Source organism: Oerskovia sp. 140933 (genome assembly GCF_059651515.1).
This window is the reverse complement of the sequence record NZ_JAMXIO010000021.1, coordinates 30,635-48,181: the sequence shown is the minus strand read 5'-3', so window position 1 is coordinate 48,181 and position 17,547 is coordinate 30,635. Positions and strand designations below refer to the sequence as shown.

18 protein-coding genes are annotated in these 17,547 nt (G+C 72.9%); 14 read left to right on the top strand and 4 right to left on the bottom strand.

Annotation, left to right across the window (positions count from 1 at the left end):
- Positions 1-109: 109 nt before the first annotated feature.
- Genes NHG27_RS12240 through ilvA form a run of 3 tightly spaced genes read left to right on the top strand, consistent with a single transcriptional unit; the run spans position 110 to position 3,944 of the window.
- Positions 110-1,339, top strand: a complete 1,230-nt coding sequence (locus NHG27_RS12240; protein WP_497016470.1) for a cystathionine gamma-synthase — start codon at positions 110-112, stop codon at positions 1,337-1,339.
- The gene (locus tag NHG27_RS12235) at positions 1,336-2,727 is read left to right on the top strand and encodes an AI-2E family transporter (RefSeq protein WP_497016469.1); all 1,392 of its coding nucleotides are present in this window, start codon (positions 1,336-1,338) and stop codon (positions 2,725-2,727) included. The genes NHG27_RS12240 and NHG27_RS12235 overlap by 4 nt, the downstream gene beginning before the upstream one ends.
- A 50-nt stretch (positions 2,728-2,777) precedes the next feature.
- Positions 2,778-3,944, top strand: coding sequence for a threonine ammonia-lyase (ilvA, locus tag NHG27_RS12230; protein WP_193719022.1), 1,167 nt, complete (start codon positions 2,778-2,780; stop codon positions 3,942-3,944).
- Between the two features lie 163 nt (positions 3,945-4,107).
- On the opposite strand, the gene greA is transcribed toward ilvA, so the two are convergent.
- On the bottom strand, positions 4,108-4,590 hold the full coding sequence (greA, locus tag NHG27_RS12225) for a transcription elongation factor GreA (protein ID WP_193718911.1): 483 nt from the start codon (positions 4,588-4,590) through the stop codon (positions 4,108-4,110).
- Between the two features lie 321 nt (positions 4,591-4,911).
- On the bottom strand, positions 4,912-5,403 hold the full coding sequence (locus NHG27_RS12220) for a DUF4307 domain-containing protein (RefSeq protein WP_497016468.1): 492 nt from the start codon (positions 5,401-5,403) through the stop codon (positions 4,912-4,914).
- 166 nt (positions 5,404-5,569) lie between these two features.
- Here NHG27_RS12220 and mca point away from each other — a divergent pair, with 166 nt between their 5' ends.
- From mca to NHG27_RS12205, 3 genes are read left to right on the top strand one after another with little or no spacing between them, the layout of a single operon-like run.
- The gene (mca, locus tag NHG27_RS12215; protein WP_193719021.1) at positions 5,570-6,439 is read left to right on the top strand and encodes a mycothiol conjugate amidase Mca; all 870 of its coding nucleotides are present in this window, start codon (positions 5,570-5,572) and stop codon (positions 6,437-6,439) included.
- Entirely contained in the window at positions 6,436-6,786 is a 351-nt protein-coding gene (locus tag NHG27_RS12210) for a hypothetical protein (RefSeq protein WP_497016467.1), read from the top strand. The genes mca and NHG27_RS12210 overlap by 4 nt, the downstream gene beginning before the upstream one ends.
- Before the next feature lies 1 nt (position 6,787).
- The gene (locus tag NHG27_RS12205; protein WP_497016466.1) at positions 6,788-7,666 is read left to right on the top strand and encodes a carbon-nitrogen hydrolase family protein; all 879 of its coding nucleotides are present in this window, start codon (positions 6,788-6,790) and stop codon (positions 7,664-7,666) included.
- A 20-nt stretch (positions 7,667-7,686) separates the two neighbouring features.
- Here the strand turns inward: NHG27_RS12205 and trhA are convergent, their stop codons facing one another.
- Positions 7,687-8,433, bottom strand: a complete 747-nt coding sequence (gene trhA / locus NHG27_RS12200) for a PAQR family membrane homeostasis protein TrhA (protein ID WP_193718907.1) — start codon at positions 8,431-8,433, stop codon at positions 7,687-7,689.
- Between the two features lie 322 nt (positions 8,434-8,755).
- Between trhA and NHG27_RS12195 the strand changes: the two genes are divergently transcribed.
- From NHG27_RS12195 to NHG27_RS12160, 8 genes are all read left to right on the top strand, one after another.
- Complete coding sequence (locus NHG27_RS12195) at positions 8,756-9,517, top strand: isoprenyl transferase (protein ID WP_193718906.1); 762 nt, start codon at positions 8,756-8,758, stop codon at positions 9,515-9,517.
- A 149-nt stretch (positions 9,518-9,666) separates the two neighbouring features.
- On the top strand, positions 9,667-10,164 hold the full coding sequence (locus tag NHG27_RS12190) for a MarR family winged helix-turn-helix transcriptional regulator (protein WP_193718905.1): 498 nt from the start codon (positions 9,667-9,669) through the stop codon (positions 10,162-10,164).
- Positions 10,165-10,291: 127 nt separating this feature from the next.
- Positions 10,292-10,732, top strand: coding sequence for a lactococcin 972 family bacteriocin (locus NHG27_RS12185; protein ID WP_497016494.1), 441 nt, complete (start codon positions 10,292-10,294; stop codon positions 10,730-10,732).
- A 137-nt stretch (positions 10,733-10,869) separates the two neighbouring features.
- Entirely contained in the window at positions 10,870-11,601 is a 732-nt protein-coding gene (locus tag NHG27_RS12180) for a hypothetical protein (protein WP_497016465.1), read from the top strand.
- Positions 11,602-11,692: 91 nt separating this feature from the next.
- Entirely contained in the window at positions 11,693-12,289 is a 597-nt protein-coding gene (locus NHG27_RS12175) for a CE1759 family FMN reductase (RefSeq protein WP_497016464.1), read from the top strand.
- 207 nt (positions 12,290-12,496) lie between these two features.
- The gene (locus tag NHG27_RS12170; RefSeq protein ID WP_497016463.1) at positions 12,497-14,386 is read left to right on the top strand and encodes an alkaline phosphatase; all 1,890 of its coding nucleotides are present in this window, start codon (positions 12,497-12,499) and stop codon (positions 14,384-14,386) included.
- A gap of 198 nt (positions 14,387-14,584) precedes the next feature.
- On the top strand, positions 14,585-15,763 hold the full coding sequence (locus NHG27_RS12165) for a hypothetical protein (RefSeq protein ID WP_497016462.1): 1,179 nt from the start codon (positions 14,585-14,587) through the stop codon (positions 15,761-15,763).
- A 47-nt stretch (positions 15,764-15,810) separates the two neighbouring features.
- Positions 15,811-17,052, top strand: a complete 1,242-nt coding sequence (locus NHG27_RS12160) for a glycerate kinase (RefSeq protein ID WP_497016461.1) — start codon at positions 15,811-15,813, stop codon at positions 17,050-17,052.
- A 67-nt stretch (positions 17,053-17,119) separates the two neighbouring features.
- Here NHG27_RS12160 and NHG27_RS12155 read toward each other — a convergent pair whose 3' ends face one another.
- Positions 17,120-17,527: a RidA family protein gene (locus NHG27_RS12155; RefSeq protein ID WP_497016460.1), complete on the bottom strand. Its 408-nt coding sequence runs from the start codon at positions 17,525-17,527 to the stop codon at positions 17,120-17,122.
- Positions 17,528-17,547 lie beyond the last annotated feature (20 nt).

The window sequence follows — 17,547 nt, the reverse complement described above, 5'->3', positions numbered from 1 at the left end:
CACCCGTCCCCACCTCCGCCCACGGTCCGTGCACAACCCACACGTCCGCTCTCCGAGAACCGTCGTGTTCCGCAGGAAGCTGCGGCCCCCGGCCACGTAGGCTCACAGGATGAGCAGCGCGAGCACTCCCCACCCCGACTGGTCGACCTCCGGCTTCTCGACCCGCGCCATCCACGCGGGGCAGGACCCGGACGCAGCGACGGGGGCCGTGGTGCCCCCGATCTACCAGGTCTCCACCTACAAGCAGGACGGCGTCGGCGGTCTGCGCGGCGGGTACGAGTACTCCCGGTCCGCGAACCCGACCCGCACGGCGCTCGAGGAGGCGCTCGGCGCCGTCGAGACCCCGGCGGGGGCCGCGCAGGCGCGCGGCTTCGCCTTCGCCTCGGGCCTCGCGGCGGAGGACACGCTCCTGCGTGCGACGCTCCGCCCGGGAGACCACGTCCTGGTGCCCGACGACGCCTACGGCGGCACGTACCGCCTCGTCGCCCGGGTCTTCGGTCCGTGGGGGATCGAGCACACGGCCGTGGACCTCACCGACCTCGACGCCGTGCGGGCCGCGGTCCAGCCGGGCCGCACCAAGGTCCTGTGGGTCGAGACGCCCACCAACCCGCTGCTCGGCATCAGCGACATCGCGGCCCTGGCGCAGATCGCGCACGAGCACGGCGCGACCCTCGTGGTCGACAACACGTTCGCGACGCCCTACCTGCAGCAGCCCCTCGGGCTGGACGCGGACGTCGTCGTGCACTCGACGACCAAGTACATCGGCGGGCACAGCGACGTCGTCGGGGGAGCGCTCGTCGTGGCCGACGGCGCCGAGCTCCCGGGCGACCTCCTCTCGCCCGCGGGCACGCGGGGCCTGGCCGACGCCGTCGGGTTCCACCAGAACTCGTCGGGCGCGGTCGCCGGGCCGTTCGACGCGTGGCTCACGCTGCGCGGCCTCAAGACCCTCGCCGTACGCATGGACCGTCACTCGGCCAACGCGGCCGCGGTCGCCGAGTTCCTCGAGGCGCACCCCGCGGTGACCCAGGTCGTCTACCCGGGCCTCGCGTCGCACCCGGGTCACGAGCTCGCGACGCGGCAGATGCGCGGGTTCGGCGGCATGGTGTCCTTCCGGGCGGGGAGCGAGGAGAAGGCGCTCGCGGTCTGCGCCCGCACGCAGGTGTTCACGCTCGCCGAGTCGCTGGGCGGCGTCGAGTCGTTGATCGAGCACCCGGGGCGCATGACGCACGCGTCGGTCGCGGGCTCGGCGCTCGAGGTCCCGGACGACCTCGTGAGGTTGTCGGTCGGTATCGAGGACGCGGCGGACCTGATCGCGGACCTCACGCGGGCGCTCGCGTGAGCGCGGCACCGCGCAAGGGGCGCGACGCCGAGGCCACCGCCCAGGGCCCGACGACGGCGCCCGCCACCGCGGGACCGTCCCTCTCGCCGGGGCCGGGGCAGCCGGCGGTCAGCACGAGCATGCGGGACGGCAGGCCGCACGGTGCCGACGCGGTCCCGCCGTCGATCCAGACCGCGGCCGCGTGGTCGTGGCGGCTGCTCCTGATCGGTGCGCTCGTCACGGCGGCCTTCTACGTCACGACGCTCTTCAAGGTGATCGTGGTCCCGGTCGCGATCGCGCTGCTCCTCACGGTCCTGCTGACTCCGGTGCGCCGCGTCCTGCAGAAGCACTTGCGCTTCTCGCGCGGGCTGGCCTCGATCACCGCCCTGCTGGGCATGCTCGCGGTGGTGGGTGGGCTCGTGACGGTCGCGGGCAGCACGATCGTGAGCGGGATCTCGGAGCTCCGGGAGAAGGCGATCGACGGGTTCAACGAGTTCATGGACTGGCTGGAGGCCGGGCCGTTCGGGATCGGCACGGACCAGATCAACGGGTACCTCAAGGAGCTCGAGGGGGTCATCAGCTCGAGCCAGGACACCATCGTGTCCGGGGCGCTGGGAGCCGCCACGACGGTCGGGCACGTCGCCGCGGGCGCCGTGATCGCGCTGTTCTGCACGTTCTTCTTCCTGCTGGACGGGCGGACGATCTGGTCGTGGTGCGTCGGTCTGTTCCCTGCGCGCTCCCGCTTCACCATCCACCAGGCCGGGCGTCGGGGCATCGTCACGCTGTCGGCCTACACCCGCACCCAGATCCTCGTGGCGCTGGTCGACGCGGTCGGCATCGGCATCGGTGCGGCGTTCTTCGTGCCGTCGCTCGCGCTCCCGCTGGGCATCCTCGTGTTCGTGGGCTCGTTCATCCCGATCATCGGTGCCGTCGTCACGGGCGCGGTCGCGGTGCTCGTGGTCCTGGTCGCGAACGGGTGGGTCGCGGCGCTCATCATGCTGGGCATCGTGCTCGCGGTCCAGCAGATCGAGAGCCACGCCCTCCAGCCGTTCCTCATGGGGCACGCGGTCTCGCTGCACCCGGTCGCGGTGCTCCTCGTGGTCGCGGGCGGTGGGTTCGCGGCCGGCATCGTCGGTGCGCTGTTCGCGGTGCCGCTCGCCGCGACGATCAACACCGTGATCCTGTACTTCAACGGGCACGACAAGTTCCCCGACCTCGGGACCGACGACACCCTCGTGATCCGCGGCAGACCTGCGCTCCCGGTCATGGTGCGGCGTGCCGAGGAGGACTTCGGTACCGACGAGGTCGCCCCCGAGGCCCCGCGCGGTCGCAGGCCTGCGCGCCGCGGGCGAGCGACGCCGTCGGGCCCTTCGACGGGTGCTCCGACGAGCGACGGCGGCGACGCGTGACCCGTGCTCAGCCCGGTGTGACGCTCGACAGCATCCGCGACGCCGCCCGCATGCTCGACGGCGTCGCGTACCGCACCCCCGTCCAGACGAGCCGCGCGATCAGCCAGGTCGCCGGTGTGCCCGTGGTCCTCAAGTGCGAGAACCTCCAGCGCGCCGGATCCTTCAAGATCCGCGGCGCGTACATCCGCATGGCCCGGCTCACGCCCGACGAGAAGGCGCGCGGCGTCGTCGCGGCGAGCGCCGGGAACCACGCCCAGGGTGTCGCGTTCGCGGCCGGGCTGCTCGGCATCCAGGCCGTGGTCTACATGCCGGTCGACGCCGCGCTGCCCAAGGTCGCCGCGACGCGCGAGTACGGGGCCGAGGTGCGCTTGGTCGGCGTCGACGTCGACGAGACGCTCGCCGCCGCGAAGGCCGAGGCCGAGCGCACGGGGGCGGTCTTCATCCACCCGTTCGACCACCCGGACGTCGTCGCGGGCCAGGGCACGCTCGCGCTCGAGATCCTCGAGCAGGTGCCCGACGTCCGCACCGTCGTCATGCCGCTCGGCGGCGGCGGGCTGGTCGCGGGCGTCGCGGCGGCCATGGCCGAGGCCGCGCCGCACGTCAAGGTCGTGGGGGTCCAGGCCGCGCGCGCCGCGGCGTACCCGGGCTCGCTCGCGGCAGGTTTCCCGACGACGTCGCTCGCCCGCTCGACCATGGCCGACGGCATCGCGGTGGGCACCCCGGGCCCCGTGCCGTTCTCGATCGTGTCCGAGCTGGACGCCGAGGTGCGCACCGTGACCGAGGACGAGCTGTCCCGGGCGCTCCTGATGATCACCGAGCGTGCCAAGCTCGTCGTCGAGCCGGCGGGTGCCGCCGGTGTGGCGGCGCTGCTCGCCGACCCGACCGGGTGGGAGGGGCCAGTGGTGGCGATCCTGTCCGGCGGGAACATCGACCCGCTGGTGCTGCTGCGCGTGCTGCGGCACGGGCTCGCTGCCGCGGGCCGGTACATGCAGATGCAGGTCCTGCTCGACGACCGCCCCGGGGCGCTCGCGCAGATGCTCGACGTCATCGCGGGGGTCGGCGGCTCGATCATGCACATCGACCACGACCGCACCGACGTGCACCTCGCGATCGGCGAGGCCTGGGTGCGGATGCAGGTCGAGACCAAGGGGCAGGAGCACTGCGAGGCCCTCGTCGCGCGGCTGAGGGGCGCGGGGTACCGGGTCCTGACGGGCTGAGGTCGGCCTCGTCGGCCGGCTCCCTCGTCGGCCGGCTCCCTCGTCATGACGCACGCAGGCCCGGGAACCGTGAGGTTCCCGGGCCTGCGTGCGTCACCTGGCGGACGAGCCGTGGGGTGGAAGCCACCGTCGGTGGTGGCTGGTGGGGCTCGTCAGCGGTGGATCACGCCTCGAACGGCTTGGCGGCGAGGATCTCCACCTCGATCTGGTTCCCGTTGGGGGCCGCGTAGGCGACCTTGTCACCGATCGAGGTGCCGTTGATGGCCTCGCCGAGCGGCGACGTCGGGGAGTAGACGCGGATGTCCGTGCCGCCGGCGATCTCTCGCGAGCCGAGCAGGAAGGACATCTCCTCGCCGGCCACGAGGGCCGTGACGAGCATGCCCGGCTCGACCTTGCCGTCGTCCGGAGGAGTGCCGATCTGCACGTTGCGGAGCTTCGCGGTCAGCTCGCGGATGCGGGCCTCGTTCTTGGCCTGCTCCTCGCGGGCGGCGTGGTAGCCGCCGTTCTCCTTGAGGTCTCCCTCGTCGCGGGCGGCTGCGATGCGCTCGGCGATGTCGGTGCGGCCGGCACCGGACAGGTGAGCCAACTCGGCCTGAAGCCTGTCGTGTGCCTCCTGGGTCAGCCAGGTGACGCTGGTCTCGGTCACGGTTCGCTCCTTCCTTTCCTTGCGTTCCGGCGGTCGACGTCGGTGGACGTGACCGCACAGGGTGAGGCAGTGGGTGCGGTTGAGAGCGACTCGCTGCCTGCCCGGGGTGGTGACGTCGGCTGGTCGCCGACGCCGCGTGGCGGGTTTCGCTGGTCCTGATGCTTCTGGGGCAGCGTGAATCCCTCAGGATACCAAATGTCCGCTGCATCACACCGATGCTCACCCCTGCGGTGCTGCGGGACGTGCTGCGGGGTGCCCCGCCGCCCGCACGTCCATCCTCGCACCCGGCGAGGAGCGTGGGCCAGCGGTTCCACCGACCTGTCAGGGCAGGGGGCGGCAGCTCTCGACGATCCCGGTCGTGGCGAGCTCGGAGGTCGCGACGCTCACGGTGTAGCGGCCCTCGAGCTGGTCGTTCGGCCCGACGACGACGTCGACCGTCCCGACCTGTGCGTAGCTCTCGGCGAGCGCGTCGATCGTGCACTCGGCCTGCGTGCCGGGCTCCATCGAGACCTGGAAGGTCACGTCGATCTGCTCGGAGCTGACGACCTTGAAGCCGAAGTCGTCGTAGCGCACCGGGGTCGAGGCCTGTCCGAGCCCGATCCAGATCGTGATCCCGACCCCGACGACCGCGGTGGCCACGATGCCCGCGATCGCGAGCCGTCGGCGCGTGGCCGTGGGCTCGGGGCCGTAGCGGCCCGCGGGGGGCCGCGGTCCGGCCGTCCGGGGGGCGAGCCCGATCGGGTTCTCGTGCTCGTCGAGCGCGTCGGGGCCCGTGTGCGGGGAGGTTCCCGGCGGGGGAGTGCTGTTCGTCATGGTGAATCGAGGTCCAGGGGTTGGGTGGACTACCTGCTCATGAGACATCATTGTCTCTGAACTTCTTCGCACCGGAGTACCCCCTGGAGGACCTGTGACCGAATCGACGGCGCGCCCGAGCACGGCTTCGGCGCCCGGGACGGTCGACGGCGCACCGCTGCGGCTCATGGCCGTCCACGCGCACCCCGACGACGAGTCGAGCAAGGGCGCCGCGACGTCCGCCCGTTATGCCGCGGAGGGCGTCGAGGTCCTCGTCGTGAGCTGCACGGGTGGCGAGCGCGGTGACGTGCTCAACCCGAGCTTCGGTGAGGTCCCCGGGACCCCCGAGGGCATGGCCGAGCTGCGTCGCGCGGAGATGGCGGCGGCGGCCCGGGCCCTCGGTGTGCGTCACCGCTGGCTGGGCTTCGTGGACTCCGGGCTGCCGGAGGGCGACCCGTTGCCCCCGCTGCCCGAGGGCTGCTTCGCGCTCGTCCCGCTCGAGGAGGCCGCGGCGCCGCTCGTCGAGCTGGTCCGTGAGTTCCGCCCGCACGTCATCACGACGTACGACCCGAGCGGCGGCTACCCGCACCCGGACCACATCATGTGCCACAAGGTCGCGTTCGAGGCGTTCCATGCCGCGGGGGACCCGGAGCGCTACCGGGTGGAGGGCGGGGCGCCCGCGTGGGAGCCCCTCAAGCTGTACTACAACCACGACTTCTCGATGAACCGCATCCGCACGATCCACGAGGCCGTCGTGGACGCCGGTCTCGAGTCGCCGTTCAGCGACTGGGTCGAGTCCCGGGCGGCGCGCGAGATCCCCGAGCGCGAGGTCACGACGCGGGTCGAGGTCGCGCAGTACTTCCCGCAGCGGGACGCGGCGCTCATCGCGCACGCGACGCAGATCGACCCGGACGGCTTCTTCTTCGCGATCCCGCGCGACCTCGAGGTGGCCGTGTGGCCCATCGAGGAGTTCGAGCTCGCGGAGTCGCGCGTCCCCACCACGCTTCCGGAGGACGACCTGTTCGCCGGTATCCGCACCGAGGAAGGTCTCGCATGAGCCCGACGCCGCAGCTCGCGGTCGACCTGTCGTCGCACCTCCCGGGGGGCCCGGGTTGGGCCGCCGGCGTGACGGCCGAGACGACGCCGTCCCCTGCCCCGACGGGCGGTGACCTGCGCCCCGGCCTCGAGCCGACCGACGTGTCCCCGGGCCTGCCGGGGTTCCTGACGATCTTCGCGGTCGCGCTCGCGTGCGTCGTGCTGTTCGTGTCGATGAACAAGCAGCTCCGCAAGGTCCGTCACTCCGAGCGGACCGGCACCGGCCGGGACGGCGCGTCGTCGGCCGGGGACCCGGGTGCTGGTGACGGCCCGGACGGCTCGGGCGGCGACTCCGGCGGCGACGACTGACATGACGCGCACGCCGCGTGGTCCGGTGCGGGTCACGATCGCCCAGATCGAGGTCTCGGACGACCACGCGGCGAACCTGCTCGTGGTGCGCTCGGCCTTCACGGAGGCGCAGCGTCTGCGTGCCGACCTGCTGGTCCTGCCCGAGTACGCCTCGGGGTTCGACCCGCGAGGCGTCGGCGTCGAGCACGCCGAACCGCTCGACGGACCGTTCGTCACGACGCTCGCGCGCTGGGCGGCCGAGACCGGGGTCGCGGTCATCGCGGGCACGACGCTTCCGGGCACGGGCACGGTTGCGGCCGCCGGCGCGAGCGTCGGCCCCGGGGCGGACGCCGCCTCGGCTCCGGCTCCACGGGCGGTCAACGCCGTCGTCGCGATCGACGGCTCCGGCGACCTGGTCGGGGTGTACCGCAAGGTGCACCTCTACGACGCGTTCGGGCACCGCGAGTCGGACCGGCTGGAGCCCGGCCCGGTCGACGCGCCCCCCACCACGATGACGGTGGGCGGGCTGACGTTCGGTGTCATGACGTGCTACGACCTGCGGTTCCCCGAGTCGGCGCGCAGGCTGGTCGACGCGGGCGCGGACGTCCTTGTGGTCCCGGCGGCGTGGGCCGCGGGCGAGCTCAAGGCCGACCACTGGCGGACCCTGGCCCGGGCCCGGGCGATCGAGAACACGTCGGTGGTCCTCGCCGTCGGGCAGGCCGGGAAGGGCGTGACCGGTCGGTCGCTGCTCGTGGGGCCCGACGGCCGGGTGGGGCTCGAGCTCGACGAGCGCGCGGACCTGCGGACCGCGGACGTCGACCCCGACGCCCTGGACGTGGTGCGCGCGGCGAACCCGTCGCTCGCGAACCGGCGCTACGCCGTCGGGCCGCGGGAGCCGTAGCGACGCCGGGAGGCGGGGCCTCAGGCGTTGAGCGCCGCGATCATGATCGCGGCGTAGTGGCAGCCGAAGCCCACGACCGTCAGCACGTGGAAGATCTCGTGGAACCCGAACCAGCGCGGGCTGGGGTTGGGGCGCTTGAGGCCGTAGACGACCGCGCCGAGCGTGTACGCGAGGCCGCCGACCGCGACGAGCCACACGATCGCGGGGCCGCTCGGGGTGGTCCAGAACTGCGGCATGTACCCGACCGCGACCCAGCCGAGGGCGATGTAGATCGGCACGTAGACCCAGCGGGGCGCGTTGAGCCAGATGATGCGTGCCGCGAGCCCGAGCAGCGCCCCCGCCCACACGATGACCAGCAGGATCGTCGCGGTCTGCTTCGGCAGGAGCAGCACCGCGAGCGGGGTGTACGTGCCCGCGATGATGAGGAAGATGTTCGAGTGGTCCGCCCGGCGCAGGATCCCCGCGACCCGGGGTGACCAGTTGCCGCGGTGGTACACGGCGCTCGTGCCGAACAGGAGGCACGCGCTGAACCCGAAGATCGCGCACGCGACCTTGCCCGCGACCGGTGGCGCGAGCACGACCAGGACGATGCTTGCGACGAGCGCCACGGGGAACGTTCCGGCGTGGATCCAGCCGCGCAGGCGGGGCTTGACCGAGTCGACCAGGTCGGCGACCTTGCCGCTCGCGCTCGCCACGGCCTCGGTGGCCGACTCCAGGGCGTTCTCGACGGCGTCGCCGGTGGTCGGGCGGTCGGAGGGTCGTGCCACGGAGAAGCTCCTACTCGTTCGGCGGTCGGGTGGGGCGGGACGTCCCTGACCCGGGGAGTGCGCGTGAGTCGACGTGCGTGGCTCAGGAACAACCTACGCCATCGTAAGTTACGTCACCGTAGGTTGCTGCGCGCGACTGTGAAGATCCTGCGCAAAGCCGCCCGTCGATGCGGACGTCGGGACAAATCGACAGTTGCCTCGGGTACCGTGTGGCGAGCGACGAACCCGAGCACCCTTCCGTGCTCGTGCCGTTCGCGCGACGCTCCCGGGCACCGCCCGGCCCCGTCGCCGCTCATCCATTACACACCGCGAAGGACCTCACGTGCGCATGCCCCACCTGCTCTACGGGCTGTACGAGCGACGACTCGCGGCCTCCCTGCCGCGTGAGGCCATGCCGCGCCACGTCGGCGTCATCCTCGACGGCAACCGGCGGTGGGCGAAGTCCTTCGGCGAGACCGCCGCGACGGGGCACCGCCGAGGGGCCGACAAGATCGCCGAGTTCCTCACGTGGAGCGAGGACCTGGGCATCGAGGTCGTCACGCTCTGGATGCTCTCGACGGACAACCTGTCCCGCTCGCGCGAAGAGCTCAGCGCGCTGCTCGACATCATCGAGGACGCCGTGTGCGACCTCGCGGAGACCGGCCGCTGGCGCCTGCGGGTCATGGGCCGACTCGACCTCCTGCCCGAGCGCCTCGCCACCGCGCTGCGCGACGCCGAGGAGCGGACGGCCGGCATCGACGGGCTCCAGGTCAACGTGGCGATCGGGTACGGCGGGCGGCACGAGATCGCCGACGCCGTGCGCGCGTACCTGACCGAGCAGGCCGCGAGCGGCGCCTCGCTCCAGGACCTGGCGGAGAACCTCGACGTCGAGCACATCGAGGAGCACCTCTACACCAAGGGCCAGCCGGACCCCGAGCTCGTGATCCGCACGTCGGGCGAGCAGCGGCTCGGCGGGTTCCTGCTGTGGCAGAGCGCGCACGCCGAGTTCTACTTCTGCGAGGCGTACTGGCCGAGCTTCCGTCGCGTCGACTACCTGCGCGCCCTGCGCTCGTACTCGCAGCGAGAGCGTCGGCTCGGCAGGTAGGGGCGTGCCGCCGGGGCGGTCCGGAATACACCTCTCGCCCCGCCGGTTGTACCGCTCGAGTTCATACGAACGCATCTACCCGGGGTGACGCGTGCCGCGCAGGCGAGCACCGCCGTCGGGCAGGCGCACGCCGCAGGATCGAGAGACACATGACCAGCCCCACCACCGTCGCCCCCACCGTCCGCGACCGAGCCACCACGCGCGAGGCCGCCGAGACCTGGGAAGCCCTCTTCCGCACCCAGGTCGCGCTCATGCGCCGCTTCCAGGCCGACGACATCTGGGACGAGCTGACCATGCGCGAGTACGACGTGCTGTTCACTCTCGCCGGCTGTCCCCAGGGCGGCACCCGCCTGCGCGACCTCAACGAGTTCGTCCTCATCAGCCAGCCCTCGCTGAGCCGCATGGCCGAGCGCCTCGAGCAGCGCGGCCTCGTGGAACGCGTCCCCGCGCCCGACGACGCCCGCGGCACGATCGTCCGGCTCACCCCCGAGGGGGCGCGGCTCCAGAAGGAGATCGGGCGCAAGCACGTGCGCACCATCAGCGACTACGTGGGCGGCGCGCTCGACGCCGACGAGCTCGCGACCCTCAAGGGGCTGCTCGACAAGCTGCGCAGCGCACAGGCCGACATCCCCGCGCGCCGCGCCTGACCTGCGTCGCCGAGGGAGCGCCCCCGGCAGCGCGCCCGACCGCGCACCCTCGACGTGACCATGGTTCGACCCGCCACGTGTCGACCTCCCCCGAGTCTGCTAGCGTCCGCCACGCAGGCAAGGATGCCTGCGCTCGGAGGACGGGGTTCGACCCGTCTCAGCGGGGATCCCGAGTGCCGTCCATGAATCAGGGGATAGACATGAGTCGGAAGATCAAGACCACCATCGTCGCCGCGCTCGGGGTGGCCGCCCTAGGAGCACCTGCGGCTGCCAGCGCGGCCGTGCTGCCATCCGTCGTACCGGCCATCACCGGTGCCCTGTCAGTACCTGGCTGAACCCGGGGCCTGACGCCCGGTACCCGTCGTCGGGCGGGACGTGGGAATACGGCTTCTGGAACGTGAAGGTGCGCTCCTGCTGCACCGTCGACAAGTGCCACGGGTCCACCGTCGTGCTCAACGGCAACCAGTCGCGCAGCGCCGACACGGCCTCGGGCCAGCGGTCGACCGCGGAGAAGTCGGCCGTGAACATCTGGAGCAACGACGACGCCTACTGCTACCGGACCTGCTGACGGACGAAGTGATCACACCGCTGCCGGGAAGGCGTGAGGCCTTCCCGGCAGCGATCGACGAACGTCGCGGGGAACCGGTCGTGGCCGGGACGCGGGTTCTCAAGGGGAGCAAGTTGCACAGGAGCATCGTCTTCGGGGTGTCCACAGTCCTTTTCGCGCTGCTGGCCACGCTCGCGGTCGTGATGACCGACCTGCACGACCGGGCGTTTCCTCAGTCGATCGGGGCGCACGCCACCGTCAGCATCGACGTGAGCGCGTCCTCGATGGACGACGACGAGGTCTTCGCCGAGCTCGGTGCTCTGAGCGACGACCTCGGTCTAGGACTCGTCAAGGTGGCGCCGGACCTGTCCGGCGACCAGAGCGGTCGTGTCTTCGTCGTCGTGGGGGAGCGAGGGCCGGGGGTCTCGGCCGCGCCGCTCTTCAACGACGGGACCGCGCAGATCCGTGGCAGCGAGGCGCTCGCCTCGTCGTACGCCAGTGGTCAGTACCTGGTCACGGGCGACACGGCACGCGTGGCAGGGCTTCGCGAGTGGCTGGACCGTGAGGCGATCACCGCCCGGTGGACCGACGACACGACGGCCGGGACGCTCCGCGCGCTCGTGGTCCAGCAGAGCTTCGGCGTCACGGTGCTCGCCGCGATCTCGCTCCTCGGAGAGGTCGACGACGCGCTCGCCCAGAACCCGGGTCTGGTCGAGGACCTCGAGAGCATCGGGTCCTCCGTGAGCGTGGAGACGGGGCTACCGTGCGACGACCAGCCCGATCGCGCGCTCGTCCGGATCATCTACACGTCGGGCGACCAGCGCGGACAGATCGACACGCTCCTCCAGCAGGACACGTTCGGCGTCCCTGCGCAGGTGATCCAGCAGTAGCGGGGGCCGGGGCCGGGATGAACTTGCGCGTCGCCCGTGTTCGAGAGGTGACGCAGACCAGCCCCGCAGTCCCGCAGTGAAGGAAGCCACGATGCCCGCAGCACCCGCTCAGCCCGTACCGACCGGACAGCGTGCGCTGAGCGTCGTCGCCGTGACCGGCGGGGTGAGCTTCCCCTCGACCACGCGCGCCCTGACGGACCTGCTGCTCGACAAGACCGTGGCCCGGCTGGCCGCGACGGGTGTCCAGGTCGACGCCCGCACGATCGAGGTCCGCGACCACGCGCAGGACGTCGCGACCGCGACCGTGATCGGGATGCGCAGCGAGGAGCTCGAGCTCGCGCTCAAGAGCGTCGAGCAGGCCGACCTGCTGATCGTCGCCACGCCCGTGTTCCGTGGCTCCTACTCCGGGATCTTCAAGTCCTTCTTCGACCTCGTCGACTCGCTCGCCATGGTCGACAAGCCCGTGCTGCTCGCCGCCACGGGCGGGACGGCCCGGCACACCCTCGTGATCGACCAGGCCCTGCGTCCCCTGTTCGCGTTCATGGGAGACCTGATCGTGCCCACGGGCGTGTTCGCGTCCAAGGAGGACTGGACGATCGAGCTCTTCCCCATGCCGTGGCTCGACGAGCGTGCCGAGCGCGCCGTGGGGCAGCTCGTACGGTTCGCGGACCTGCGCGCGGACGGCTGAGCGGCGCGAGGCCCGCGCCCGAGCCGGGCAGCGCGCTGCCGCGAGCTGCCCGCGGCGGCGACTCGCCGCGCCGAGACGGACATTTACCCCGTCCTTCCCTGGGTGGCCCTTCGCCGTTCACCCCGTCGCCACCTCTGACCGCTTGGCTCTGGAGTGCCGGCCGGAACTCGACTCCGGACCGGACCAGACCTCGACAGGGAAGAGACCATGACTTCACGTGTACCGATGAAGTGGCTGCGGGTCGCCGGGACCGGCGTCCTCGCGGCAGGTATCGCGATCTCCTCGACCACGCCAGCGCTCGCCGCGCCGTCCGCCGACCCCGGGGCGCCGGGACCGAAGAACATCATCCACCTCATCGGTGACGGGATGGGGTTCAACCAGGTCGACCTCGGCAGCCAGTTCGAGCATGGCCGGACGGCCTACCAGACCACGGTGAAGCCCGGCGGCGCCTCGACGCCCGTACCCGGACAGGCCGGTACGCAGGTCTACCAGGAGTTCCCGGTCGCCCTCGCGATGTCCACGTACCAGTTCGGCAACACGTACGACCCGGTCCAGAACTGGAGCAGCTTCTCCGCGCCGCTCAAGAGCTCGACCGACTCCGCGGCCGCGGCCACGACGCTCGCGACGGGCGTCAAGACGCTCAACAACGTGATCGGCCAGGACGAGAACCACGAGGACCTCGCGACCGTCGCCGAGCGCGCGCTCGAGCTGGGCAAGGCCACGGGCGTCGTCACCTCGGTGCCGTGGACGCACGCGACGCCCGCGTCCTACCTGGCGCACAACGAGCACCGCAACAACTACCACGACATCGCGGCCGACATGATGGACTCGGGCGCGAACGTGATCTTCGGCGCGGGCAACCCCTGGTACGACGACAACGGTGACAAGCGGGCCACGCCCAGCTACAGCTACATCGGCGAGACCGAGTGGAACAAGCTGGTCGACGGCCAGAGCGCGTTCGACCTGGTCCAGTCCAAGGACGACTTCCTGGCCCTCGCCGAGGGGGACACGCCCACGCACGTCCTGGGGACCGCGCAGGTCGCCGGCACGCTCCAGGCGGACCGCACCGCGCTGAAGTCCGGCGACGTGCCGTTCACGGCTCCCCGGAACGACAACGTCCCTTCGCTCCCGCAGATGACGGACGCCGCGCTCAACGTGCTGTCCAACGCGTCCGACGAGGGCTTCTTCGTGATGATCGAGGGTGGCGCGATCGACTGGGCCTCCCACGACAACAACACTGCGGGCGCCGTCGAGGAGCAGGTCGACTTCAACCGGACCATCGAGACGGTCGTGGACTGGGTCGAGGAGAACTCGAGCTGGGACGAGACCCTCGTGGTCATCACGGCCGACCACGAGTGCGGCTACCTCTCCGGTCCCGCGGCGAACCCGGCCTGGACCCCCGTCCAGGGCGCGCAGGGCGCGGCCCCGCAGGTCAGCTGGAACAGCGGCGGGCACACCAACCACCTCGTGCCCGTGTACGCCAAGGGCCCCGGCTCGGAGCTCCTCGCGGCTGCCGCGACCGGCACCGACCCGGTGCGTGGCGCCTACCTCGACAACGCCGACGTCGGGCGCGTCTCCCACGAGCTGTGGGCCGCGACCGAGGCGGACGGGATCCCGCTGCTCGCGACCGTGCCCGAGCCCGGCACGGTCGGCGGCAAGCTCACGCTGTCGGTCGCGGACGTCGGCGCGGGCGTGGCGCTCACGGGCGGCGAGAACGTAGGCGACCGGCTGCGGTTCGCGGGTCGGCTCCCCGAGGTCTCGGTGACCGACTCCCGTGCGGGGTCGGCGGGCGGCTGGACCGTGTCGGGCCAGTCAGGCGACCTGTCCTCGGGCCCCCGCACGCTGCGCGCCCAGAACCTCGGCTGGACCCCCGGCCTGGTCACGGCCAAGGACGGCGTGAGCGCGGGCTCGCCCGTGGCCTCCCTCCTGGGCGGTGGTGCGGGCCTCGCCGCTCCGGCCACGCTCGCGACCGCGACCGCCGACGGGCGCCTGGGGACCACGACGGTCTCGGCCGACCTCGCGCTCGAGGTCCCGGTCGACACCCGCGCGGGCGACTACGCAGGCACGTTGACGGTCTCGCTCTTCCCGGTCGACTAGCCGCCGGAGCCGGCGGGCACGGGTGCGCTGCGGCGCGCCCGGGCCTGCCGGCCCGTCCTGCCCCCGGCGCCCGACGGCGGCACGCACCGTCGTCGGGCGCCGCGAGCTCGTCCCCCCCCTGCCCGACGGCGCCGCCCACGTCCCGCTCGCGGGTCGCCGCACGGCGCCGGTCCCGTCCCTCCCGCTCGGAGCCCGCCGATGAACGTCACCTCACGCCCCGCCCCCCGTCCGAGCCGCGCGGTCCGCCCGTCGGCCCCGGCCCGCCTCCCGGCCCGGGGACGACTGGTCCGGGGACGACTGGTCCGGACCGTGGGCGTCGCAGTCCTCGCGGGGGCCCTGTTGACCGGTGCGACCGCGACGACGGTCGGCGCAGCCGCCGCGACCCCCGACGAGCGCACGACCTGGGCCGTCGAGCCCGCGACCGCCGACGGGCCCGACGGGCGCGTGTCCTACCGGCTGACGGTCGACCCCGGCGCTCAGGCCGTCGAGCACGTGACCGTGACCAACTTCAGCGACCACCCGGCGACGTTCGACGTGTACGCGAGCGACGGCGTCGTGACCGCGGACGGCCAGTTCGACCTGCTCCCCGCCGGCACCACCCCCGTCGACGGCGGGGCGTGGATCACGCTCGGCGAGGGCGGGACCGCAGGTCCGTCCCGAAGGATCGAGGTCGCCGCAGGGGACTCGGCGACCGTCCCGTTCACCGTCGCCGTGCCCGCCGACGCGACCCCCGGCGACCACCCGGCCGGGGTCGTCGCAGCCCTGGCGAGGGCGGAGGACGACGGGACGGCCGTCACGTTCGACACGCGCGTGGGTGCGCGCCTGCACCTGCGTGTCGCGGGCGACCTGGCCCCGGCCCTCGCGCTCGCCGACGTCCGCGCGACGTACGAGCCGAGCTGGAACCCGTTCGCGCCCGGCGCGGTGCGGGTCGACTACACGGTCGCGAACGAGGGCAACGTGCGTCTCGGCGCGGACACGCAGGCGACGATCGCGGGCCTGTTCGGCTGGAACGCGCGCGACGTCACGGCCCCCGCGCAGCGTGAGGTCCTGCCGGGCCAGGACGCGAGCGGGACGGTGGTGATCGAGGGCGTCTGGCCGCTGGGCAGGGTCTCGGGCGACGTGACGGCGATCCCGCTCGTCGTGGGCGACGACGTGGTCGAGGTCGCACCCGCACCCGCGACCGGCACCTACGGGGCGTGGGCCCTCCCGTGGGTGCAGGTCGGAGCGCTGCTCGTGCTGGTGGGCCTGGTGCTCGGCGTGGTCCACGCACGGCGCCGCCGGGAGGCGCGCACGCAGGCGCGGATCGCGGCCGCGGTCGCAGCGAGCACGGCAGCACCGGGCCGCGCCGGCACAGCCGGCGCCCGGTTGTCCCCCTGACGAGGATCCGCCCGGCGCGGTCCGAGCCCGCTGGCTACGATCGGGGCGTGCCTCCGACGACGAACGCCACCCCGACCGTCGACCCTGCGCGCACCGGGTCGCGACCAGTGCGCGTCGTGATCGCGCCCGACGCGTTCAAGGGGTCCGCGACCGCGGCGGAGGTGGCCCGCCACCTCGCCGACGGGGTCCTCGCGGCCGCGCCGGACGCCCAGGTCACGCTCCTGCCCATGGCCGACGGGGGAGAGGGCACGCTCGACGCGCTCCTGTCCGTCTGGGGGGTCGAGGCGCGCGAGCTCACGACGGTGGACGCGATCGGGCGCCCGCACCGCGCCCGGTACGGCGTGTCGGCCGACGGCCGGATCGGCGTCGTCGAGCTCGCGGCGGCGAGCGGCCTGCCCGGGGTGAGCGACGTCGGCCTGCAACCCCTCCACGCGCACACGCGCGGCACCGGAGCGCTCGCCGCCGCGGTCCTGGACGCCGGCGTCGAGGAGGTCGTGGTGTGCCTCGGGGGCTCGGCCTCGACCGACGGGGGCGCGGGCCTCCTCACAGGGCTCGGCGCCCGGCTGCTCGCGCACGCCCCGGCCACCGTCCCGTCCTCGACGGACGACGAGCTCGCGGGCAGGGTCGTTCCCGACGGCGGCGAGGGGCTCGCGCGCGTGGTCGGTCTCGACCTCGACGCGCTGCACCCACGGGCGCGGGAGGTGCGGTGGCGGCTGGCGGTCGACGTGACGAACCCGCTCGTGGGGGAGCGCGGGGCGGCTGCCGTCTTCGGTCCGCAGAAGGGCGCGAGCGAGGCGGACGTGGCGTTCCTCGACGCGGCCCTCGGACGCTGGGCGGACCTGCTCGAGCGGCAGACCGGGGTGCGGACCCACGACCTCCCCGGGGCCGGTGCCGCGGGCGGGGTGCCCGCCGCGCTCGTCGCGGTGCTCGGGGCCGAGCTCGAGCACGGGGCGACGCTCGTCGCGGAGGCGATCGGGCTGCCGGCCGCCGTGGCCGACGCCGACCTGGTCCTCACGGGTGAGGGGTCGTTCGACTCCCAGTCGATCAGCGGCAAGGTCGCGGACGCGGTCGGGGCGCTCGCGGCGGCGTCGACCGGGCGCCCGCCCGTCGTGGTGATCGCAGGGCAGGTCCTGCTGCCCGCTCGTCGCGCGCGGGCCGCAGGGATCACGGCGGCGTTCTCGATCGCTCCGGGGCCGATCGACCTCGACGAACTGATGGGCCGGACGCCGACCCGGCTGACGGAGGTCGCAGCCTCGGTCACGAGTCTCTACCTGGGGTCCTGGCGCTGAGTGCATGATCCGGCTGCGACACGCCCGGCGAGTCGCTGCCGAATCATGCACTCAGCGGTGAAGGGCGTCAGTCCGTGATCGCGAACGCGTCGATCTCGACCAGCATCTCCTCGCGGGGCAGCCCCGTGAAGACCGTGGTGCGGGCCGGCAGCACGCCGCCCGGGCAGTTGGCCTCGACGAACGCGCCGTACGCGTCGTTCATGATCGGGAAGTCCTCACGCTTGGTGAGGTACACGCGGAGCATCACGACGTCGTCGAACGTGGCGCCCGCGCCCTCGACGATGGCCTTGACGTTCTCCAGGGTCCGCGTGGTCTGCGCCGCGACGTCGCCGGGGTACAGGTACTCGCTCGTCGCGGGGTCGACCGGGCCCTGACCCGAGACCTGGACGAACGGGCCCTTGCGCACCCCCTGGTGGAACGTGTGGGCGGGCGCCGGTGCGTGCGGGGTGCTGATCGGGGACTTGGCGGTGCTCATGGTGTCTCTTTCTCTCTGGA

Coding starts and splice junctions, on each gene's coding strand:
- NHG27_RS12220 (WP_497016468.1), bottom strand. CDS start 5,403: ATGACGAACAGCACTCCCCCGCCGGGAACCTCCCCGCACACGGGCCCC.
- NHG27_RS12175 (WP_497016464.1), top strand. CDS start 11,693: ATGCCCGCAGCACCCGCTCAGCCCGTACCGACCGGACAGCGTGCGCTG.
- NHG27_RS12155 (WP_497016460.1), bottom strand. CDS start 17,527: ATGAGCACCGCCAAGTCCCCGATCAGCACCCCGCACGCACCGGCGCCC.
- NHG27_RS12190 (WP_193718905.1), top strand. CDS start 9,667: ATGACCAGCCCCACCACCGTCGCCCCCACCGTCCGCGACCGAGCCACC.
- NHG27_RS12165 (WP_497016462.1), top strand. CDS start 14,585: ATGAACGTCACCTCACGCCCCGCCCCCCGTCCGAGCCGCGCGGTCCGC.
- NHG27_RS12170 (WP_497016463.1), top strand. CDS start 12,497: ATGACTTCACGTGTACCGATGAAGTGGCTGCGGGTCGCCGGGACCGGC.
- mca (WP_193719021.1), top strand. CDS start 5,570: ATGGCCGTCCACGCGCACCCCGACGACGAGTCGAGCAAGGGCGCCGCG.
- NHG27_RS12240 (WP_497016470.1), top strand. CDS start 110: ATGAGCAGCGCGAGCACTCCCCACCCCGACTGGTCGACCTCCGGCTTC.
- NHG27_RS12205 (WP_497016466.1), top strand. CDS start 6,788: ATGACGCGCACGCCGCGTGGTCCGGTGCGGGTCACGATCGCCCAGATC.
- ilvA (WP_193719022.1), top strand. CDS start 2,778: ATGCTCGACGGCGTCGCGTACCGCACCCCCGTCCAGACGAGCCGCGCG.
- NHG27_RS12210 (WP_497016467.1), top strand. CDS start 6,436: ATGAGCCCGACGCCGCAGCTCGCGGTCGACCTGTCGTCGCACCTCCCG.